This is a genomic window from Moorena sp. SIO3E8 (genome assembly GCF_010692445.1).
Classification (GTDB): domain Bacteria; phylum Cyanobacteriota; class Cyanobacteriia; order Cyanobacteriales; family Coleofasciculaceae; genus Moorena; species Moorena bouillonii.
Genome location: NZ_JAAHHM010000043.1, coordinates 17,031 through 35,029 on the forward strand (window position 1 = coordinate 17,031; position 17,999 = coordinate 35,029).

The window sequence follows — 17,999 nt, forward strand, 5'->3', positions numbered from 1 at the left end:
CTATGTCAATACGTATCCCCGAATGGCAATATGCTGCCATTGTTCCTGTGATCGCTGTTTTGGTAATAATTGCCCATTCTGTGATTAGCAACAATGACACTATAACTGCTGAATCCAACCCAAGCCAACGGTTGACTTACACTACCTCTTGGATCGGTAATACCTATGGTCCTGGAGGTGAGCTTCCCGGCAAGGGAAAACATGTCCAGCTATCGATTTTAGGGATGGCTGTAAGTCCCGATGGTACGGTTTATGCTAATGCTCCCTGGGATGAAGCTGGTAGAGAAGGGGGGGTTTATAAAAATGGTGATGTTCTTGGTCAACTGGATGCTACCCATGGCTGGGGACGATCGGGGGGAACTGCGATCGCAGTGAATGATAACTATATTTACATGGCGATGAGACAAACGGGTCGCTATGGCGTAGGATATCCCAATTCTGATGATAAATGGTATTGTGTTCGTCGCTATAACAGAAGTAATTATAAAGGAGCAAAATTTAAGGGGGGTAAAGGCTATGATAAGAGTATGTTGATTCTCAATACCAATCAAGGTTTGATTCGGGGAATTGCAGCAGATAATAGTCGCTTATATGTTAGTGATACCCCTAACAATAAAATCAAAGTTTATGATGCCCAGACCCTGAAACCGGTTAAAGAATGGTCAGTGAATAAACCGGGTAAATTAGCATTAGATAAAACTGGCTCATTGTGGGTTATCCAGAACAAAACCAAGACTATCCTTAAGTTAAATATAGAAACGGGCAAAGTTCAAGGTAAAATTGATTCTGTTAGGATCCCTACAGCTATTGTTGTGGATAATCAAAATCGCCTCTTAGTAGGAGATGGTGGACCTGATAACCAGATTAAAATCTTTAAAAATCTAGACAGCAGTGGCAATCCAACTCCTGATGGAACCTTTGGTGTTAAAGGGGGAATATACGCCGGAAGTCCTCAGGAAATTGGAAAAATCAGACCCTTACATTTCAATTCCATTACCGGGATTGGAGTCGATCAGGATAATAATATTTATGTCGCCAGTGATCCCAGTCGGATTTACGCTTGGCAAGCGGGTGGATTAACCGTGGATAGCTACAAACTGGATGGGACTCTCAATTGGAAATTACAAGGTCTCTTATTTATTGACATTCCTGATATTGATCCAGCGGATGAAACCGTTGTTCATACGAAAAATCAACAGTTTAAACTAGATTACAGTAAATCATCAGGTCAAGAATGGACTCATGTCGCCCATACCGTTAATCCCTTTAAGTATCCTAATGATAATCGGATTAAGAAGACTATCAAGCATAATGCTGGTGCTATGATTCGCCGGGTTAAAGGTCGGAAGCTGATGTTTACTAATAGTATGTATACCGAGTCAGCTGGGATCCATGTTTATCGGTTTAATCCGGCAACTGATGGGGAAGTCGCTATTCCCACTGCCTCATTTTGGGGAAGTCAATTAGATTATCGCTATTGGCAAGATAAAAACGGTAATGGACAAGAGGAACAGGCTGAACAAGGTGAATATAATCAAGGACAAAATTATCGAGGGTGGGCATTTTGGCCTGATGATGACGGTAATATCTGGATAGGTACATCAACAAACGGGATTAAAAAACTATCCCTTAAAGGGTTTGATTCCTACGGCAGCCCGATTTACGATATTAACCAGCAACAATCCTTTGACATGCCAAAGGAATTTAAAATTATTCAACGACTTGAGTATCATCCGAAAACCGATACCATGTACATTGCTGGATATTCACCGACGTTTGATAAAAGGGGTGATTGGGGATTGATTGGTAACAGAGCTGTCAAATATATCAATTGGAGTAAAGCGCCACAAAAAGCCGGTGAAGTAGTCATCGATTACAATCAAAAATCCGAAGGAGTAAGACCAGATTTACCTAAAAGTATGGCGGTTTCGGGAGACTATTTATTTGTCGGCTATGTCGATAATAGTTATGAAAAAGATCCGAATCGATATGCTAAAGTGCGAGTTTATGATTTTCGCACAGGTCAAGAGATTGCCAAAATAAATCCCGGCCCAGAAGTAAAATCAACCACAGGTTGGCTAGATGTCCCGATGGCCTTAAGAGTAGTGCGAATAAAAAATGGAGAATACTTGCTATTTGCTGAAGAGGATTTTTACGCTAAAGCTTTAATGTACCGCATAAAGATAGACCCCTAAGCTAAGAGGTTGTCTGAGAAGTCTCATTTGCTACATCCAAGCCCCCTCCCCCAATTTTGGGGGACTTTTAGAAGCAAATTGACTCTTGTTCCCCCCAAAGTTGGGGGGCTAGGGGGGCAAAATTCAGTATAAAAAAACTTTTCAGATATCCTCTAAGCTGTTGTGCATTTAAATTTTGAATGGGAGCGCTTTGGGGAGATGGGGAGATGGGGAGATGGGGAGATGGGGTGAAGATGTGGTGGTTTTTCAGGTTTTTTCCTAATTGGAAAATAGGCAATTTAAAGGCACAGCAGCTTACCAATTTAATTGATAGCGTTGATCATACTTATCAGGTACATTCAACTTTCTTCCCCCGACTCCCGACTCCCGACTCCCGACTCCCGACTCCCGACTCCCGACTCCCTCTTCCCTTTGCTGTAACAAAAACTATCGAGGCTATAGTACTGTGAAAACACTTCAAATCGGTATGGGTTGGTTCCCTGAACAAGCAGGAGGACTCAACCGGGTTTATTACGATTGCACTCGTTACTTACCCCAAGCTGGTGTCGAGATGCGTGGCTTAGTGGCAGGCTCAACCGCTGTATCTGAAAACTCCGGTGGTCAAGTCCAAGCCTTTGCTAGCCATGAATCCCCTCTCTGGCAACGCTGGAGCGGTATCCGGCAAACGATGCATCGAGTGCTGAAGGAGGAAGACTACCCCCTAGTAGTCTCCCACTTTGCTTTATATACCTTTCCAATTCTCGATCAATTAGACAGTCGCCCAATGGTGATGCACTTCCAAGGGCCTTGGGCCTTAGAAGGGCATGTAGAAGGCAGCAATACCGTTGCGACTCGGTTAAAATGGATGCTAGAGCGGGTTACTTACAAACGGATAGCTAAGTTTATCGTACTTTCTGAGGCTTTCCGCAACACCTTGCACCAAGAGTATCATATCCCACTAGAGCGCATTCACATCATTCCTCCAGGGGTTGATACCGAGCGTTTCGACACCACCATTACACCCCAGGAGGCACGGTCAAAACTAGGCTGGTCTCAAGAGCGACCAATTATCTTAGCTGTGCGACGGTTAGCTAAACGCATGGGCTTGGAAAATTTAATTGCAGCAGTGGATCAGGTGCGTAAGCGCTATCCAGACGTGCTGTTACTGATAGCGGGTAAAGGCACACTGATGCCAACCTTGCAAGCACAGATTGAAGCATTAGGACTGACTGACCATGTCCGGTTGTTGGGTTTTGTGTCGGATCAAGATTTAGCCCTAGCTTACCGTGCTGCCACTTTCTCCGTGGTGCCAACCGTGGCATGGGAAGGCTTTGGTCTAATTGTTATTGAGTCATTGGTGAATGGAACGCCAGTTCTAGGAACACCTGTAGATAGTATTCCAGAGATTTTACAGCCTTTCTCGGAAGACTTATTGTTTGAAGGGACTTCTGTTGATCAACTTGCTCAGGGCATGATCGAGGTATTTTCTGGTCAGCGTCAACTCCCTAGCTCTGAGGCTTGTCAAGCTTATGTTCATGAGCACTATACTTGGCCGGTGATTGCTCAACGAATTAAATCGGTTTATCAAGCTGCTATAAATTAATCAACATTTATAGCAATTTTTAATTAGGTGAGGTACGTTTATTCTTGCTTTTAGGGAGCATGCAGCTTCATAGCAGGGAGCTTCAGAGCAATAATAAAAATTAATGTACCTCATTAAAATAGTAAATGCTAGAGCCGAGATCAGTGATCAGATTAGTCTGTGAACTTTTGCACGTTTGAAACACTCTTTTTGAACTACCCACTCTTATGAAGCGCCGTCGAGTCCTTTTTGTCGATCATGCCGCCGTTTTGGGGGGAGCTGAGTTAAGCCTGCTGGATCTCGCAACTGCCTACCGGGACACCAGCGAAGTACTGCTGTTTGCCGATGGCCCGTTCCGGCAACGGCTCGAAGCTGCACAGGTGAAGGTCAAGGTCATACCTGCACCCCAATCCATCTTAGCCGTAAAAACTTCAGGGGGACTCAGTGCTGTCAAAGCATTACCTGCCCTGTGGTGGATGGCTCGTCAAATAGCAGCAGCTGGACGTAACTTTGAGCTAGTACACGCTAACTCCCAAAAAGCGTTCATTGCTGCTGCGATCGCAACATTGATGGGCGGTCGTCCAGTGGTTTGGCACCTGCGAGATATTGTGACCGCACAACACTTTAGCTCGGTCAATCGTGCCATAGCCGTTTTCCTAGCTAATCGTCGAGTATCTCAAGTATTGGTCAATTCTCGTGCTACTGGTGAAGCCTTTATCGCTGCTGGGGGACGCGAAGACCTAGTAACACTGGTTTACAACGGTATTGGTTCAGACCCCTTCGATAATCTGGCATCGGATCAATCCGCTCAAATCCGTGACCAGCTGGGCATTGGTGATGCTCCACTAGTTGGTGTATTCAGTCGGTTATCTTACTGGAAAGGTCAGCATATTTTACTAGAAGCCTTACAGGAACTTCCCAATGTACACGCCCTGTTGGTTGGTAAAGCCCTATTTGGTGAAGCAGAATACGCCTCACGGCTCGAAGCTATGGCTGCGGCACCAGAACTTGCTGGTCGTGTTCACATGCTGGGATTTCGCAATGACGTGCCAGCATTGATGTCTGCTTGCAATATTGTACTCCATACCTCTACTGAACCGGAACCCTTTGGTCGGGTGATTGTCGAAGGTCAATTGGCAAAACGACCCGTAGTTGCTGCTGCTGCTGGTGGTGCAGTGGAATTGATTCAGGATGGCGAGACTGGTCACTTGGTACCGCCAGGAGATTCAGTAGCACTGGCTAAGGTCATTGGTAATTTGCTATGTGATCCAAGCGCTGCAGATAGCCTAGCCGAGCAAGGTTATATCCATGCCAAGTCTACTTTTTCCCTGGAATCCCTGTTGACGGCCTTTGACCAAGCTCTGAACAAGGTATAGCGCTGCGCGCAAGTCAGAAGTTAGAAGTCAGAAGTCAAAAGTAAGTTATGACTTGCGCGTAGCGCTATATAAGGGGGGATTCCTGTTTTCTTTAAACTAAAACATTTATGTCCTAACCAACTCTTTCTCTGCTATAGATCAGCAACGGTTTTGGTTACCACGGGGCTTTGAAGGTGCGAACACAAGCCTGATCACACAGCTTCTCCAAAGGAAATTACCATTAAATAGGTACTAACTAGCTGGTCAGTACCTATTTAATAGGTACAGTACCTATTTCTTCCGCCAACGGGCATCTCGCCCTCGCCCAAGGCATTCGAGCCGCCCAGCCTCCCTTTCCTGGCGCAAGATACGGCGAATCATATCAATTCCTACAGTAGGACATTGTTCCTGTAAATGCTTGATCGAAAAATCTCCAACTATATTGTTAATGGAATCTAGCACCATCGCTGTTTTAGCGCCTTTGGTTGAGGTTACTAACCCAACCCGTTGCTCAAAATCCCGGTACGCCGATAGCACCAACACTCCCAGAAAATACTCCCACCAAGGTAACAAACTATGCTGTCTCTGATGCCAGCTTTGGGAGGACTGGTAAAGTGTATCGTAGTAGCTTTCCTTTGTGCGTTCTACAATGCGTTCCAAACTAATAAACCGCCCCACCTCGTAACCAGCTTTGTATAGTAACAGTAGTGTCAGCAGCCTAGCCATCCGTCCATTTCCATCACTAAAAGGGTGGATGCACAGAAAATCCAAGACGTAGGTGGGGATGAGCAATAACGGTTCGAATTCCTCAGACTGCCAGAGGCGATTGAACTGTTCGTGCAAGCGTTCCATTGCGGATGGTGTAGCATAAGCCGCAAGTGGTTGAAACCTCACAACCTTTGTACCATCTGGGTAAGTTTGGCTGATTTGATTATCTACCGACTTCCAGCGCCCACCCTCACCAACAGAAAACTGGTAAAGGTCACGATGCAGCTGTAACACCACCCCTGGAGTGAAAGGGATGTTAGCATAGCTGCTGTGGATCGTACTAAGTACATCTCGATAGCCAGCAATTTCTTGTTCGGAGCGATCGCGGGGCGTAGTTTTTTCAGCTACCAGTTCCTTGATGCGTTCCAGGGGCACTGTAATGCCTTCTATGCGGTTGGAGGACTCAGTACTCTGAATAATCGCCGCCTGAAGTAGTGTTTGCAAAACTTGGGGTGACTGTTCTTTGAACAGTTCTTGCTTGCCTTTGTACTCACCAATCAGCCGGATAGTACGCAGTAGATTTTGAGGAATAAGCTGGTGCTCAATAAAACCTGGTTCAAACGACTGCATGGGTAATTCCTATCAACCCAACCTCAGTATACTAGACTTGGCGGCAGTTGTAGGGAACAGAGAACTTCGGAGCAGCGGATCATCGGAACAAGAATTGAGACAAACACTATCAGAACAATACTTTTGTAAGAGGTCTACTATAATTGTTGCGTTAGTGGAAAACTATCTGTAATATCAAGTTCGATTAATGTCTTCCCAAATAGTCCCTGGATTTTTGGTAATAGGTAATTGCTAATGGCTAATAGTCGTAAGATTCCCGATTCCCGATTCCCGATTCCCGATTCCCGATTCCCGATTCCCCGAAAATCCTAGGTTACATCCCTGTTATCGAAAGGATATCAGTATTTATGTAATTTTCCGGTTAAACTCTCCAGGGGATAAGCACTATACTTGCCTTTAAGTGAAGGTTCCTAAAAAGAGAAACGAAGGAAAAGGTGAGACTGGTAATGGGGAGATGGGGAGTTTTCCTACTCTCCCCTTATTTTATTCACGACTTACGCATTTGCCCCCTAAATCCCCCAATTCTGGGGGACTTTGACATCATTACCCCCCAGAATTGGGGGGCTAGGGGGGCGAAAGACACTTAACCGCGTAAGTCCTGTTATTTTTTCCTTGTCCCAAAACACGTATCAGGCTAACACTATGCTGGCTAGGGTTTGGAGTGGTTCAATTATCGGCATTGATGCTGTAAAAGTAGGGGTTGAAGTAGATGTGTCCGGTGGCTTACCGGGAATTGTAGTCGTTGGTTTACCGGATACCGCTGTCCAAGAGTCGCGAGAACGGGTGAAAGCAGCACTGAAAAATGCTGGTTTTGCCTTTCCGATACGCAAGATTGTGATTAACCTGACCCCGGCTGACTTACGGAAAGAAGGTCCTAGTTTTGATTTACCGATCAGTGTTGGTATTTTAGCGGCATCGGAACAGTTAAATCCTCAGTTATTGGGAGACCACCTATTTCTCGGAGAAGTGTCCCTTGATGGCAGTTTGCGACCTGTGGCTGGTGTACTTCCAATTGCTGCGGCAGCAAAGCAAATGGGAATTACTGGGTTAGTGGTTCCTGCTGACAATGCTACAGAAGCTGCAGTGGTGAATGGCATCACTGTGTATGGATTTGAGCACCTATCAGATGTTGCTGATTTCCTTAACCAGCCAAACCGCTATTCACCGGTTGAGATTGATAGCGTGGGGCAGTTGCAAGTAACCCAGTCCACTGCACCGGATTTGAAGGATGTTAAAGGTCAGGCTCATGGGCGTCGAGCGTTAGAAATTGCTGCGGCTGGGGGACATAATTTAATCTTTGTCGGTCCTCCTGGCAGTGGTAAAACGATGTTGGCGCGACGATTACCGGGAATTTTGCCACCGTTGAGTTTTGCTGAAGCTTTGGAAGTCACTCAAATTTATTCTGTTGCTGGCTTATTGAAAAATCGCGGCAAACTGATCTGCGATCGCCCTTTTCGCAGTCCCCATCATTCCGCCTCTGGCCCATCTCTTGTGGGTGGTGGTAGTTTTCCGAAACCGGGAGAAATTTCCTTAGCCCACCGGGGAGTTCTATTTTTAGACGAGTTGACAGAATTCAAGCGCAATGTCTTAGAGTTCCTACGCCAACCTTTAGAAGACGGACAAGTCACTATTTCCCGCACCCGCCAATCGGTACAGTTTCCTGCTCAGTTTACCTTAGTGGCTAGTACCAATCCCTGTCCCTGTGGATACTTTGGTGACCCGATCCAACCCTGCAGCTGTTCCCCTCGCCAACGGGAACAATATTGGTCGAAGCTATCAGGACCATTAATGGATCGCATTGATTTACAAGTAGCTGTCAATCGGCTTAAACCTGAAGAAATCACTCGACAGTCTACAGGAGAAGAATCAGCACCGGTGCGAGAACGAGTCCAAGTCGCACGCGATCGCACTCGTCACCGCTTCCAAACTGAACCCACTCTTCATTGCAATGCTCAGATGCAAAGCTATCATCTACGTCGATTCTGTAAATTAGATGATACTTCCCGTAATGTATTAGAAGGGGCTATTCGCAAACTTGGTCTTTCTGCTAGAGGCACCGACCGTATTCTCAAAGTTGCCCGTACCATTGCCGACCTGAGTGGTGATGATGACCTTAAAACCCAACATGTTGCTGAAGCCATTCAATATCGTACTATTGATCGCATGCAATAAGATGCATTAAGGGGCAATTGATGGGTTAAGGGATCGGTTAACAGATGGGACTATAGCTTGTAGGGTGGGCAAAAATAGTTTGGTTATGGGTGAGTATTCTAGATAATATTACTTTGCCCACCCTACTTGAATTGGTATTTTTTTTACACGCTATTGATCCCATGCCATAGGATGCAATCAGGGGCAATTGATCGGTTAACGGATCGGTTAACAGATGGGACTATAGCTTGTAGGGTGGGCAAAAATAGTTTGGTTATGGGTGAGTATTCTAGATAATATTACTTTGCCCACCCTACTTTAATTGGTATTTCTTTTACGCTAACGGATGGGAATATAGGGAGTAGTAGGCAAGACGAGTTGAAGGCATGAAGCAAGTCAAAGCAGTTTTATGTGGATATTACGGCAAGGGCAACGGTGGCGATGAAGCATTGTTAGCGTCACTGCTGCAAATGCTACCAAAGTCAGTGAAGCCGATAGTCCTTTCCGGCAACCCTAGTCAAACTCGTCAGCGCTATGGAGTGGAAAGTTGCGATCGCATGTCTACCCTACCAGTGCTCAAGGCTATGGGCCTTTCCGAACTATTCATCTGGGGGGGTGGTAGTTTAATCCAAGATGTGACTAGTGCCGCTAGCCCTCTCTACTACTGTGGTTTAATGGGATTAGCCCAAAGGATGGGTCTGAAAACCATTGCTTGGGCCCAGGGGGTTGGTCCAATTAAGCGTCGGCTGATTGGTTGGCTAGCCCAGCGGTCCTTCACCGGATGTACAGCAGTCAGTGTCAGGGATTATGGCTCAGCGACACTCCTAGCGGATTGGGAAATTCCCTTTATTATGGCTCCCGATCCAGTTTGGGCATTAGACTCCAAACCTGTACCAGGATTGTGGGATTTACCAGCACCAAGAGTAGCAGTTACTTTGCGATCGCATTCTACCCTAACTCCCAAACGCCTGAATAATCTGACCCATGCCTTAGTGGATTTTCAGAAAGCCACACAAACCTGTATTTTATTAGTCCCTTTCCAAGCTTCCCGAGATTTGACCATTGCCCAATCTATTGCCTCTCAGTTAACCGGTCCCCATCAGATCTTTTGTATAGAAGACCCTAGAGAATTGAAAGGATTATTTCGGGGGGTGGAAATGGCGATTGGGATGCGCTACCACAGTTTGATTATGGCAGCAGCGGAAGAATGTCGATGTTTTGCCCTCAGTTATGACCCCAAAGTTAATTACTTGATGGAGCAACTGGATTTACCTGGATGGGATGTTGCTAGTTTACCAGATGACCCAAATGTGATTAGTAAAACCTGGCTAGAACACTATGCTAATGGTGAACCATTGACTAAAGACCAAATTCAGTCATTGGTAGACCGGGCAAGGATGCATCAGGATGTGCTGATGACAGTTTGTTAATTGTTAATTTTTACTTTACCAAAGGGAGTAGGGAGTAGGGAGTAGGGAGTAGGGAGTAGGGAGTAGGGAGTAGGGAGTAGGGGTTGCGAAAATTTCGTTTACCTCATAACTATGAAAAACGCTATACTTTTTAAGTTTTACTTGTTACTTGTTACTTGTTACTTGTTAATTTTAAAGTTGTCATAGGACTTACGAAGTTTAGTTGCTTTTGCCCCCCTGCCCCCCAATTCTGGGGGGGTAATGATGTCAAAGTCCCCCAGAATTGGGGGATTTAGGGGGCACTTGCGTAATTACTGTGTCATTTTCAAAACTGATCTGGATCAATTCCCAAAGCTTTCAAGCGATCGCTCAACGCTTGGGCACGCCTCTGTTCTTCAACTAAAGCTGCTTCAGCTTGTTCTAAAGCCGTTTCAGCTTGTTCTAAAGCCGTTTCAGCTCGTTGAGCTCGTTGACGCTGGAGTTCTTTGTCTTGTCTTTCCTGTTCCCTCTGTTCAACAATTTCTACGTAAGTAGCAAAACGCTCCCCATTGGGCTGATAGAGTTGAAGGGTTTGGTCTGACAACTCAAACCTCACTTTCAATCGGGGACTAACCCAGCCAGACATTTGGTCAATCGCTTCTAATGTCTTGCCAGAATGTGTCTTGCCAGAACGTAACCAACCCTTCAAAACCCCTTGCTCTGGGTCAAAGATGTAGTATTCTTCTACCCCGTAGCGTTGGTAAAACCTGAATTTCTTATCCTCTAACTCAGTCTTAGTGTTGCTCCAGGATGCGATTTCAAACACCACTTGCGGTGGACGATTGTCTTCCTCCCACTGTTTGTAGGATCTGCGATCGCCTTTGGGTCTACCAAACACAACCATTACATCAGGAGCTTGCTTAGTATTCGGTTCACCCTCCACTGGATACCAAAACAAATCCCCAGCTACAAAAACATTAGGGTTATCTTTAAACAGGGCATCGATTCCCCCTTGAATTGTTGTAATCAAGCGAAACTGAAGGGTATTGTCTGCCAAGGGTAAGCCGTCACTTTCGGGGTAGATTATTTCAGAGGTTTGGTTGTTTATTTGAGTAACCATTTTTTTCTCTATACCTCCTTTATTATTAGTATATAGCAATTCTACGACTTGTGAGGTACAAATATCTGGGTTTTAGGGAGCAGGGAGCAGGGAGCAGGGAGCAGGTAATAGAGAAGAGGCAAGAGCCAATAGTCAAACAATTCTGTGTACCTCATGAGTCCTAGAAACGCTATAGCAAGGGAAGTATAGTTGAGGATATAGTATTTTGGTTTAAAGGGAACAGGGAACAGGGAACAGGGAACAGGGAATAGCAATGCGCTGCATCAAGACGGTAAATTCGGAATTGGGAAAAAATTCTGTGTACCTCATTAGGCTAAAAACGGCTATAGAATTTCCTACACAGCCGAATCGGTCGAATCAAATAGTAGAGAAAATAGAGAGAACGAGGTAGGGGAAGAAAATTCCGGTCTTTGACAGCTCGCGTAATTACTAGCCTTATAGGTACAGAAATCCTGCGCCAGACAGCGCCAAAAAATAAATGAATTTTGTCTTCTAGCCGTTCCATCATCCGAAAATGAATAATTTTGTTTTCTAGCCGTTCCATAATCCGAAAATGAAAAATAAATCTTTCCTGACTCAAGCCAGAGGTGGAACTGTTACTTTTACAAAAAAGTCTCAAATACATTTGTTTCCCTAGGGATTGGGTTTCTGGATCAGCTATAATTCGTTGATTGACGATTGGCGGTAAACTAGCTCCTAGGATAGTTTTGGCCATAAAAAGACCCAACAATAGCATACGTTCACAGCCTATTATCCTGGCTTTATCTATCAGCTGTACCCAATCTATATCCTGAGAATTGCGAAGTAGTTCAGCAATATCACAAATCCATCCCAATCTCTCCCACATATGTTTAGAACCATGTACGCAGAGAATTAGGAATAAGTCTTCTGGATGAAAGTTGAGTACCGTTGTTCCAGTTAAAGATACTGGTTCAAGACGCTCCCACAATTCATCAAAAACAATTGGGAATAATTTGAAGTTATTGTGGCTGATGTTATGGTGAATGTCTAAGAAAACATTGCCATTTTTGCTCATCAAGGAATACTCGTTGTCGTATTTAATCCAGGCTATATGGTCTTTCTCATTCAATATCAACTGCTCCGATGTTGGTTGGTATCCTGAGGAAATCAGTAAGTCCCTGGCTTTGAGAAAGTCCCGTTCGTGAACTAGAATATCCAAGTCGCAGAACTGCCGGAGTGATAAGTTACCGTAGGCAGAAACGGCGAGGGCTGGACCTTTGTAGGGGATGACAGGGATGTTGTGTTGTTTGAACAAATCTAGAAGTTTTAGCAATTCCTGAGTGAGGAATAAGTTGTGAAGGCTGTTGACATCGAAATAGGTTTGGAGATGTTTAAAGATGTCCTGGGGAACGGCTTCTGGGCAAGTATTCTGGAGACTAGTGTACAGAAGCGGTATTACTCCGTGACGGGCTGCTGTTTCGACTAAATATTCCCAATTAATGTCATGCTGAAGTAGGGTTTTGATTCCCTCAGCTGTTGTGTTGTCTACTTGGGTTCTGGCACAGCACAGGAGTAGTTCTATTTCGGGGTTAGTAACTCCTAATGGTGTTTTATTTTCTGCTTGAACTAAGGTAGTCATAAAGCGTTTATCGGTAATTTTGAGCTTGGGTTTCAAATAAATAGGCGTAAGTTCCATCTAGCTGCATCAATTCCTCATGAGTACCGCTTTCGGTAATAGAACCTTTATCCATTACATAAATGCGATCGGCCATTTTTACAGTGGATAAGCGATGACTGATTAAAATAGCAGCTTGGTCTTTTATAAGTTGACGAAACTTCTGAAACACCTCATATTCTGCCTTGGGGTCCATAGCAGAAGTAGGTTCATCTAAAACTATTACCTGGGAATCTCGTAGAAATGCTCTTGCCAAAGCGATTTTCTGCCATTGCCCGATACTGAGTTGTTCCCCTTGGTCAAATAGCTTACCTAGCATAGTGTCATAACCATTGGGTAAGGTATTGATGACTTGATCCGCACCAGAACGAAAAGCTGCTTTACTTATTTGGTTATCAGTAGGAGAAAGAGCAACATTACCCAACCAGATATTTTCCTGGGCAGTGAGATGATATTTCATATAGTCTTGGAAAATAACACTGATTTGCTGGCGTAGATGGTCGAGTTTAAATTGGCGTAAATCGATGCCATCAATAGTAATACTGCCAGAAGTGGGTTCGTATAAACGGCATAATAGTTTGATTAGGGTGGTTTTTCCCGAACCGTTTTCTCCTACTAAGGCAATAGTTTCTCCTGGTTGTAGCGTCAGGTTAATAGTTTTGAGTGCCTGACGAGTCGTATTAGCATATTGAAAACTAACATTATTAAAGACAATTCCCTTCTGTATCGGTTGCGGTACTAATTTGGGATGAGGTAGTTCGGTAATTTTGGGTTGGAGATCGAGAAACTCGTAGAGATTATTGAGAAACAAACTATTCTCATAAAAACCAGATAAGCTACTTAAAACCCCACTAAAAGCAGTTTGTCCTCGTCTCAATGCTTGATGATAAAGAGCTAAATCTCCTATAGTAAGGAGACCTTGAACGGTTTGATAAATAATAAAACCATAGCCAGCAAGCATGATGATGCCACTAAAACCCTGTGCAGCTAGGTTTGCCATAGAACGGCTTTTGGCAATCGCAAAGCTTTCTCGGTATAGTTGCCATCGCAACTGATGAAAGCGCTGACTAAAAACACTACCCAAATCAAACAGGCGAATTTCTTTAGCTGGTCTATCTCTAGTTAGCAAACCGCCATAATAGTTAGCTCGTCTTCTAATAGGCGTTCGTTCTCGCTGCCAATGATACATAATTTTGGCATATTTGAGACGCACTAACATAGTAGGAATGCCGACAACAAATAAAACTCCTGCAATTCCCCAATGAAAAGAAAGTAACAAACCTACTATTGCTAATAAAGAAACGCTATTTTGACCGATTTCTGCCAGACGATGGAGAATTTGGTTGGGGAGCTCCGGAGCATCTCGTTGCGCCCGTTGCAACATATCGTAGTACTCGGAATTTTCGTAATATTCTAAGTCTACTGCCATCGACTTGTCATGAAGCATCCCTTCCATGTAATCGGTAACTTTTTGAGACTGGAGAATACTAACAAGTTGAGATAGAGACTGGGAAACGCTAGTTACTAAGGTTACTCCCCCAGCAACAGCAAGCAGAAACATTATCTGACTGAAGGCGGCTTGTTTATCCGATAGAGTGAGGCTGGTAGCAACTGTATCTACAACTAACTTGGTTAGATACAGCAAGGCTAGGGGTAGTAACCCTTGGACAATAATTAGGATGACTTTGATAGTGGTTAAAGTAGGCGCACTATGCCAGACAAACAGAAGTGCGCGTTTAATTCTAGGCATTTATAGCATTTTTATTGGAATTGTGAACATACTCCCGCTTTGGAAAGGCAAGAGGAATCCCCCCTAACCCCCCTTAGTAAGGGGGGCGGGCAAGAGACAAGAGTTAATAAACTATAGAAGGATTTTGGGTAAGGTCAAAAACGGTAATTATTGTCTTGATGCACAATACCGCACTGGCTCCCCCTGCGCTGCATCGCTTTTTCTAATTGATTTAGAAATGCTATAAGCTGTTGTGCATTTAAACTGTATAGTCTTGAAATCAAATAAAAAAGATATATGCCATTCACCTTTTGCCTTTTGCCTTTTGCCTTTAGCTTATTTGTTCTATAGTTAAAAAGCCTTCTTGAATAAATTTAGTCGCTAAATCAATTTTGCCTTCGTCAGTAACTAGTCCGCCAATATCTTTAACAGCAAAAGATTGGGATTGTAATAGGGTATTAATGGAAGGTTCAGTAAAGCGTGGAAAATCGAGTTTCTTTCCGTAGAATTTGACGTATACATTTTCGTCATCTCGCTCTAGTTTATAAATGATATTTGGTCGTTTAGCTAAAACTGAATTTAAGGTAATTTTGTTGACTTTAATCGAATCTTTAAACCGATTTTGATCTTCGGATAATTTGCTATCGATATACTTGTAAAATTGTCGTTCTAGAATTTCGTCTAGGTCTAGATTATTAATTAAAGATTGAGTAAGACTCAAAAAGTCTTGCTTGAACTGACTCTGATAACTTTCCGCAGTTATACCGTTGGGAACAGCTTTTCTAAACTCGGCTTTCTCTTCCGCTAATTCAGCGATTTCTTGTAGGATTTCAAACCAATAGTTAGGATGGAAACCCAAGGTAATATGAACCGAAGCGGTATCTGTAGTTACAGCATCGTGAATTAAACCTCTGGGAATATATAATAAATCCCCTGGTCTTAATTCTACTTCAAAAGTAGGCTCCCCTAATTCATATTGATCTTTAATTTTCCAGTAGGGTTGTTTGCGAGACGGTAATTCAAGGGGAGTGTTATATAAACGCCATACTTTTGTTCCGGTAGTTTGCATGATGAAGACATCATGGTCATCGTAATGAGGGGCAAATCCTTGGGAATTATGGGGAGTGATATAGATATTAAACTGTAAGCGGAATTTTAGTTCTTTTTCTAAGTCGCTACAGTAGTTAACTAATTTTATAATTGAGCTATTCCCAGAATTTATAATCAGAGTTTTACCTTGATTGAATAGAACAAATAAGGTATCATTATTGGCAATTGATGAATTGCGATGGGTCCATTTATAGGCTGGCAATTCGTCTCCTTTTTCAACTACTCTGAGGCAGTTTGATTGTAAAGATTTATTTTGGAAGAATAAATCGATATCGTCAGTATTGAGAATGGCATCGTAATAGCTTGGATTATTTCTGGCAATGTGAAGATAGTTTTTTTCGTAGTAGTGTTGGAAGAATTCTTCTGAGGTAAATGGTTGAATTAAGTTTTCAAATTTGGAATATGTAGTCAGTTGATCATAAGAGAGACTGACTAGTTTATTAGCTATAGTTTTGATTTCGGTTTTCATGGTTATATCCTTGTTCTAATTTACAGCGTTTTTCATAGCTATCAGGTACACAGGATTTTTTCATTCTTACCTCTTACCTGCTCCCTGCTCCCTAAAACCCAAGAATTTGTACCTCACCCAATTACTGCTGTAATAAGTAAACATCTTGAGCAGACTGATGAGTTGTTTCTATTTTTTGTTCAACCCAAGTAATTAGCTCCTTGAGTATCCTAAAGTCTTTCGGTTTTTCTATTTTCCATAAATCTACTTGACTGATTAATTGTAGACACTGTTGAAAATAATGCTCAAGGGTTTTGCATTCCAATAGTTGACTTGGTAAAGGAAAGAAACGCGCCAAAGTTAAAAAAGCATCGTTTCCTGCCATTGGAGTAACGTTAAAATCCCTACCATCTTCTAAGAAGAAGATATGAGCCAGAGGAAAGGGTTGAGTGGGAAAATTTTCTGGTTTCCTAATTACTCGTTTGCGGGAACCAGGATAAAGAGTTGGTAAAGTGGATATATCGTAACCAAGTCCTTCTACTGTTGGTGGCCAGATTTTGATCTGGGGGAAAGCGGGATATACCATTGGTTTATCCCCTGAATTCAAGTCGATAGCAACCATGTCGTCAGATACAACTGTGTAACCGAGTTTGGCAAAAGCAGCAGCAGTGGTAGATTTACCCGCACCTGGACAACCAGCAAATATCACTACCTGTTCGCCAATTTTTACCGCACTGGCATGGAGGAGAAACAAGCCTCTTTGATAGAGTATTAAGCCTAATGCTTCGCTTAAGATATAGAGGCTTAATAGTTGGGGATCGATATCATCTGAGTCAGAATCAACGATGATAGTATCACCGTTTTTTGCTAGTAAGGTTGCTATGCCATGCCAGCGCAAGTAGGCTTCTTGAGTGTTGCCACCAAAGTGAGCTTCTTTGCCTTGACGGTTGATAGAGGTTGGTTCTAATTGTGGTAGTTTTACTTTACCTTTTTGGATGTAAATATCGGCTGTATTTTTACTTTTTGTTAGTTCGGTAAGTAAGAATACTGACTGAATAGTTAATCCATAAGCTTGGTAGTGAAACATTTGTTGATAGAGTTTTGCAATTCTAAAGATTTAATTGACTAATCATTTCTAGGATTTAAGTATCCACAGTAGAGTGGACATTGTCCACTCTACTAGGTCACGTATTATGTGAGTTAAAAAAATTATTGCATATCAAGGCTTTCAGGCTGTAACAAAACCATAAACAATAGTAATGTGAACATAGTTACGTCCTTTTAGCAGTTAACTCACATAAGCCATAATTAATTAAATTTCATCAAATACCAAGTACAGGATGAAGATTTAATTAGGTTTTTAATTAGTCGGGATCGAAGGGAGCAAGGCCGCCAGTTCCATCATGAACAACATCAGGAACACCAGGTGCAAAACTATCAACAGGATTTGCACTATTAAAGTCGTCTGAGGCTGCATCGGTACCAACTAGAGATTGGCTAGCACCATCACCGCCACTTCCTCCGGCTCCAAGGGTAAGGCTCTTCATTGTTCCATAATTTTTGAGAGTTGGTTCCTCATAAACAAGACTATTCATCTTGTTTTCCATGTTTTCGATGTCAATGGTCATTGGTTTACTCCGTGAGTAGTTGGATTTGTTAAGGCGATAGCCGGAAATTAGTTAAGTACAATTATTCGATTAACTTTAACCAAAGTGACAAATAAATTGCACAATTAATCATCCTGGCTTCTCGCCTTCTCTGCTGCCATTTAGCCGCAGAGTTTGAAAACTTTTGATAGTCTTCTTGTACCGCATTGGTATTTAGGTAATGGGATAAATTTGATTTTTGCTCTAACAATAAATTTTCAATCAAGCCTTTTTCAGTAGAAATGCCATAGGTAGGGTGGGCATTGCCCACCTTACGATTTATTGAGTTGTTGGTTGGTGGGTTAGGTTGGATTGATAATTT

General features: G+C 43.1%; 14 protein-coding genes. 6 read left to right on the forward strand and 8 right to left on the reverse strand.

Annotation, left to right across the window (positions count from 1 at the left end; all coding sequences use genetic code 11):
• The first annotated feature begins 2 nt into the window (after window positions 1–2).
• The 4 genes from F6K46_RS19100 to F6K46_RS19115 all read left to right on the forward strand — a co-directional run bounded on the left by F6K46_RS19100 (window position 3) and on the right by F6K46_RS19115 (window position 5,132).
• The gene (locus F6K46_RS19100; RefSeq protein WP_293058488.1) at window positions 3–2,195 is read left to right on the forward strand and encodes a hypothetical protein; all 2,193 of its coding nucleotides are present in this window, start codon (window positions 3–5) and stop codon (window positions 2,193–2,195) included.
• A gap of 179 nt (window positions 2,196–2,374) precedes the next feature.
• Window positions 2,375–2,644: a hypothetical protein gene (locus F6K46_RS19105; protein ID WP_293058491.1), complete on the forward strand. Its 270-nt coding sequence runs from the start codon at window positions 2,375–2,377 to the stop codon at window positions 2,642–2,644.
• The gene (locus tag F6K46_RS19110; protein ID WP_293058496.1) at window positions 2,641–3,777 is read left to right on the forward strand and encodes a glycosyltransferase family 4 protein; all 1,137 of its coding nucleotides are present in this window, start codon (window positions 2,641–2,643) and stop codon (window positions 3,775–3,777) included. Before F6K46_RS19105 ends, F6K46_RS19110 begins: the two co-directional genes overlap by 4 nt.
• Before the next feature lie 206 nt (window positions 3,778–3,983).
• Window positions 3,984–5,132 (forward strand): glycosyltransferase, encoded by a 1,149-nt coding sequence (locus F6K46_RS19115; RefSeq protein ID WP_293058499.1) that lies wholly within the window; start codon window positions 3,984–3,986, stop codon window positions 5,130–5,132.
• 270 nt (window positions 5,133–5,402) lie between these two features.
• On the opposite strand, the gene F6K46_RS19120 is transcribed toward F6K46_RS19115, so the two are convergent.
• A complete protein-coding gene (locus tag F6K46_RS19120; RefSeq protein WP_293058502.1) occupies window positions 5,403–6,449 on the reverse strand; it encodes a Fic family protein in 1,047 nt (348 codons plus the stop codon).
• A gap of 642 nt (window positions 6,450–7,091) precedes the next feature.
• Here F6K46_RS19120 and F6K46_RS19125 point away from each other — a divergent pair.
• Entirely contained in the window at window positions 7,092–8,621 is a 1,530-nt protein-coding gene (locus F6K46_RS19125) for a YifB family Mg chelatase-like AAA ATPase (RefSeq protein ID WP_293058505.1), read from the forward strand.
• Window positions 8,622–8,986: 365 nt separating this feature from the next.
• Window positions 8,987–10,030: a polysaccharide pyruvyl transferase CsaB gene (csaB, locus tag F6K46_RS19130; RefSeq protein ID WP_293058508.1), complete on the forward strand. Its 1,044-nt coding sequence runs from the start codon at window positions 8,987–8,989 to the stop codon at window positions 10,028–10,030.
• Window positions 10,031–10,334: 304 nt separating this feature from the next.
• Here the strand turns inward: csaB and F6K46_RS19135 are convergent, their stop codons facing one another.
• The 7 genes from F6K46_RS19135 to F6K46_RS19165 all read right to left on the reverse strand — a co-directional run bounded on the left by F6K46_RS19135 (window position 10,335) and on the right by F6K46_RS19165 (window position 17,948).
• The gene (locus F6K46_RS19135; RefSeq protein WP_293058511.1) at window positions 10,335–11,108 is read right to left on the reverse strand and encodes a Uma2 family endonuclease; all 774 of its coding nucleotides are present in this window, start codon (window positions 11,106–11,108) and stop codon (window positions 10,335–10,337) included.
• A gap of 313 nt (window positions 11,109–11,421) precedes the next feature.
• Window positions 11,422–12,708, reverse strand: coding sequence for a nucleotidyltransferase family protein (locus F6K46_RS19140; RefSeq protein WP_293058514.1), 1,287 nt, complete (start codon window positions 12,706–12,708; stop codon window positions 11,422–11,424).
• 7 nt (window positions 12,709–12,715) lie between these two features.
• Window positions 12,716–14,494, reverse strand: a complete 1,779-nt coding sequence (locus tag F6K46_RS19145; RefSeq protein WP_293058517.1) for an ABC transporter ATP-binding protein — start codon at window positions 14,492–14,494, stop codon at window positions 12,716–12,718.
• A 310-nt stretch (window positions 14,495–14,804) separates the two neighbouring features.
• Window positions 14,805–16,052 carry a cupin domain-containing protein gene (locus F6K46_RS19150; RefSeq protein ID WP_293058520.1) on the reverse strand — a complete coding sequence of 416 codons (1,248 nt, stop codon included), beginning with the start codon at window positions 16,050–16,052 and terminating at the stop codon, window positions 14,805–14,807.
• Window positions 16,053–16,173: 121 nt separating this feature from the next.
• A complete protein-coding gene (locus F6K46_RS19155) occupies window positions 16,174–17,118 on the reverse strand; it encodes a hypothetical protein (protein WP_293058523.1) in 945 nt (314 codons plus the stop codon).
• Between the two features lie 277 nt (window positions 17,119–17,395).
• A complete protein-coding gene (locus tag F6K46_RS19160; protein WP_293058529.1) occupies window positions 17,396–17,638 on the reverse strand; it encodes a hypothetical protein in 243 nt (80 codons plus the stop codon).
• Window positions 17,639–17,720: 82 nt separating this feature from the next.
• Window positions 17,721–17,948 (reverse strand): hypothetical protein, encoded by a 228-nt coding sequence (locus F6K46_RS19165; RefSeq protein ID WP_293058534.1) that lies wholly within the window; start codon window positions 17,946–17,948, stop codon window positions 17,721–17,723.
• Window positions 17,949–17,999: the final 51 nt, after the last annotated feature.

Coding starts and splice junctions, on each gene's coding strand:
- F6K46_RS19100 (WP_293058488.1), top strand. CDS start 3: ATGTCAATACGTATCCCCGAATGGCAATATGCTGCCATTGTTCCTGTG.
- F6K46_RS19120 (WP_293058502.1), bottom strand. CDS start 6,449: ATGCAGTCGTTTGAACCAGGTTTTATTGAGCACCAGCTTATTCCTCAA.
- csaB (WP_293058508.1), top strand. CDS start 8,987: ATGAAGCAAGTCAAAGCAGTTTTATGTGGATATTACGGCAAGGGCAAC.
- F6K46_RS19155 (WP_293058523.1), bottom strand. CDS start 17,118: ATGTTTCACTACCAAGCTTATGGATTAACTATTCAGTCAGTATTCTTA.
- F6K46_RS19140 (WP_293058514.1), bottom strand. CDS start 12,708: ATGACTACCTTAGTTCAAGCAGAAAATAAAACACCATTAGGAGTTACT.
- F6K46_RS19160 (WP_293058529.1), bottom strand. CDS start 17,638: ATGGAAAACAAGATGAATAGTCTTGTTTATGAGGAACCAACTCTCAAA.
- F6K46_RS19125 (WP_293058505.1), top strand. CDS start 7,092: ATGCTGGCTAGGGTTTGGAGTGGTTCAATTATCGGCATTGATGCTGTA.
- F6K46_RS19105 (WP_293058491.1), top strand. CDS start 2,375: ATGGGAGCGCTTTGGGGAGATGGGGAGATGGGGAGATGGGGAGATGGG.
- F6K46_RS19145 (WP_293058517.1), bottom strand. CDS start 14,494: ATGCCTAGAATTAAACGCGCACTTCTGTTTGTCTGGCATAGTGCGCCT.
- F6K46_RS19150 (WP_293058520.1), bottom strand. CDS start 16,052: ATGAAAACCGAAATCAAAACTATAGCTAATAAACTAGTCAGTCTCTCT.
- F6K46_RS19115 (WP_293058499.1), top strand. CDS start 3,984: ATGAAGCGCCGTCGAGTCCTTTTTGTCGATCATGCCGCCGTTTTGGGG.
- F6K46_RS19135 (WP_293058511.1), bottom strand. CDS start 11,108: ATGGTTACTCAAATAAACAACCAAACCTCTGAAATAATCTACCCCGAA.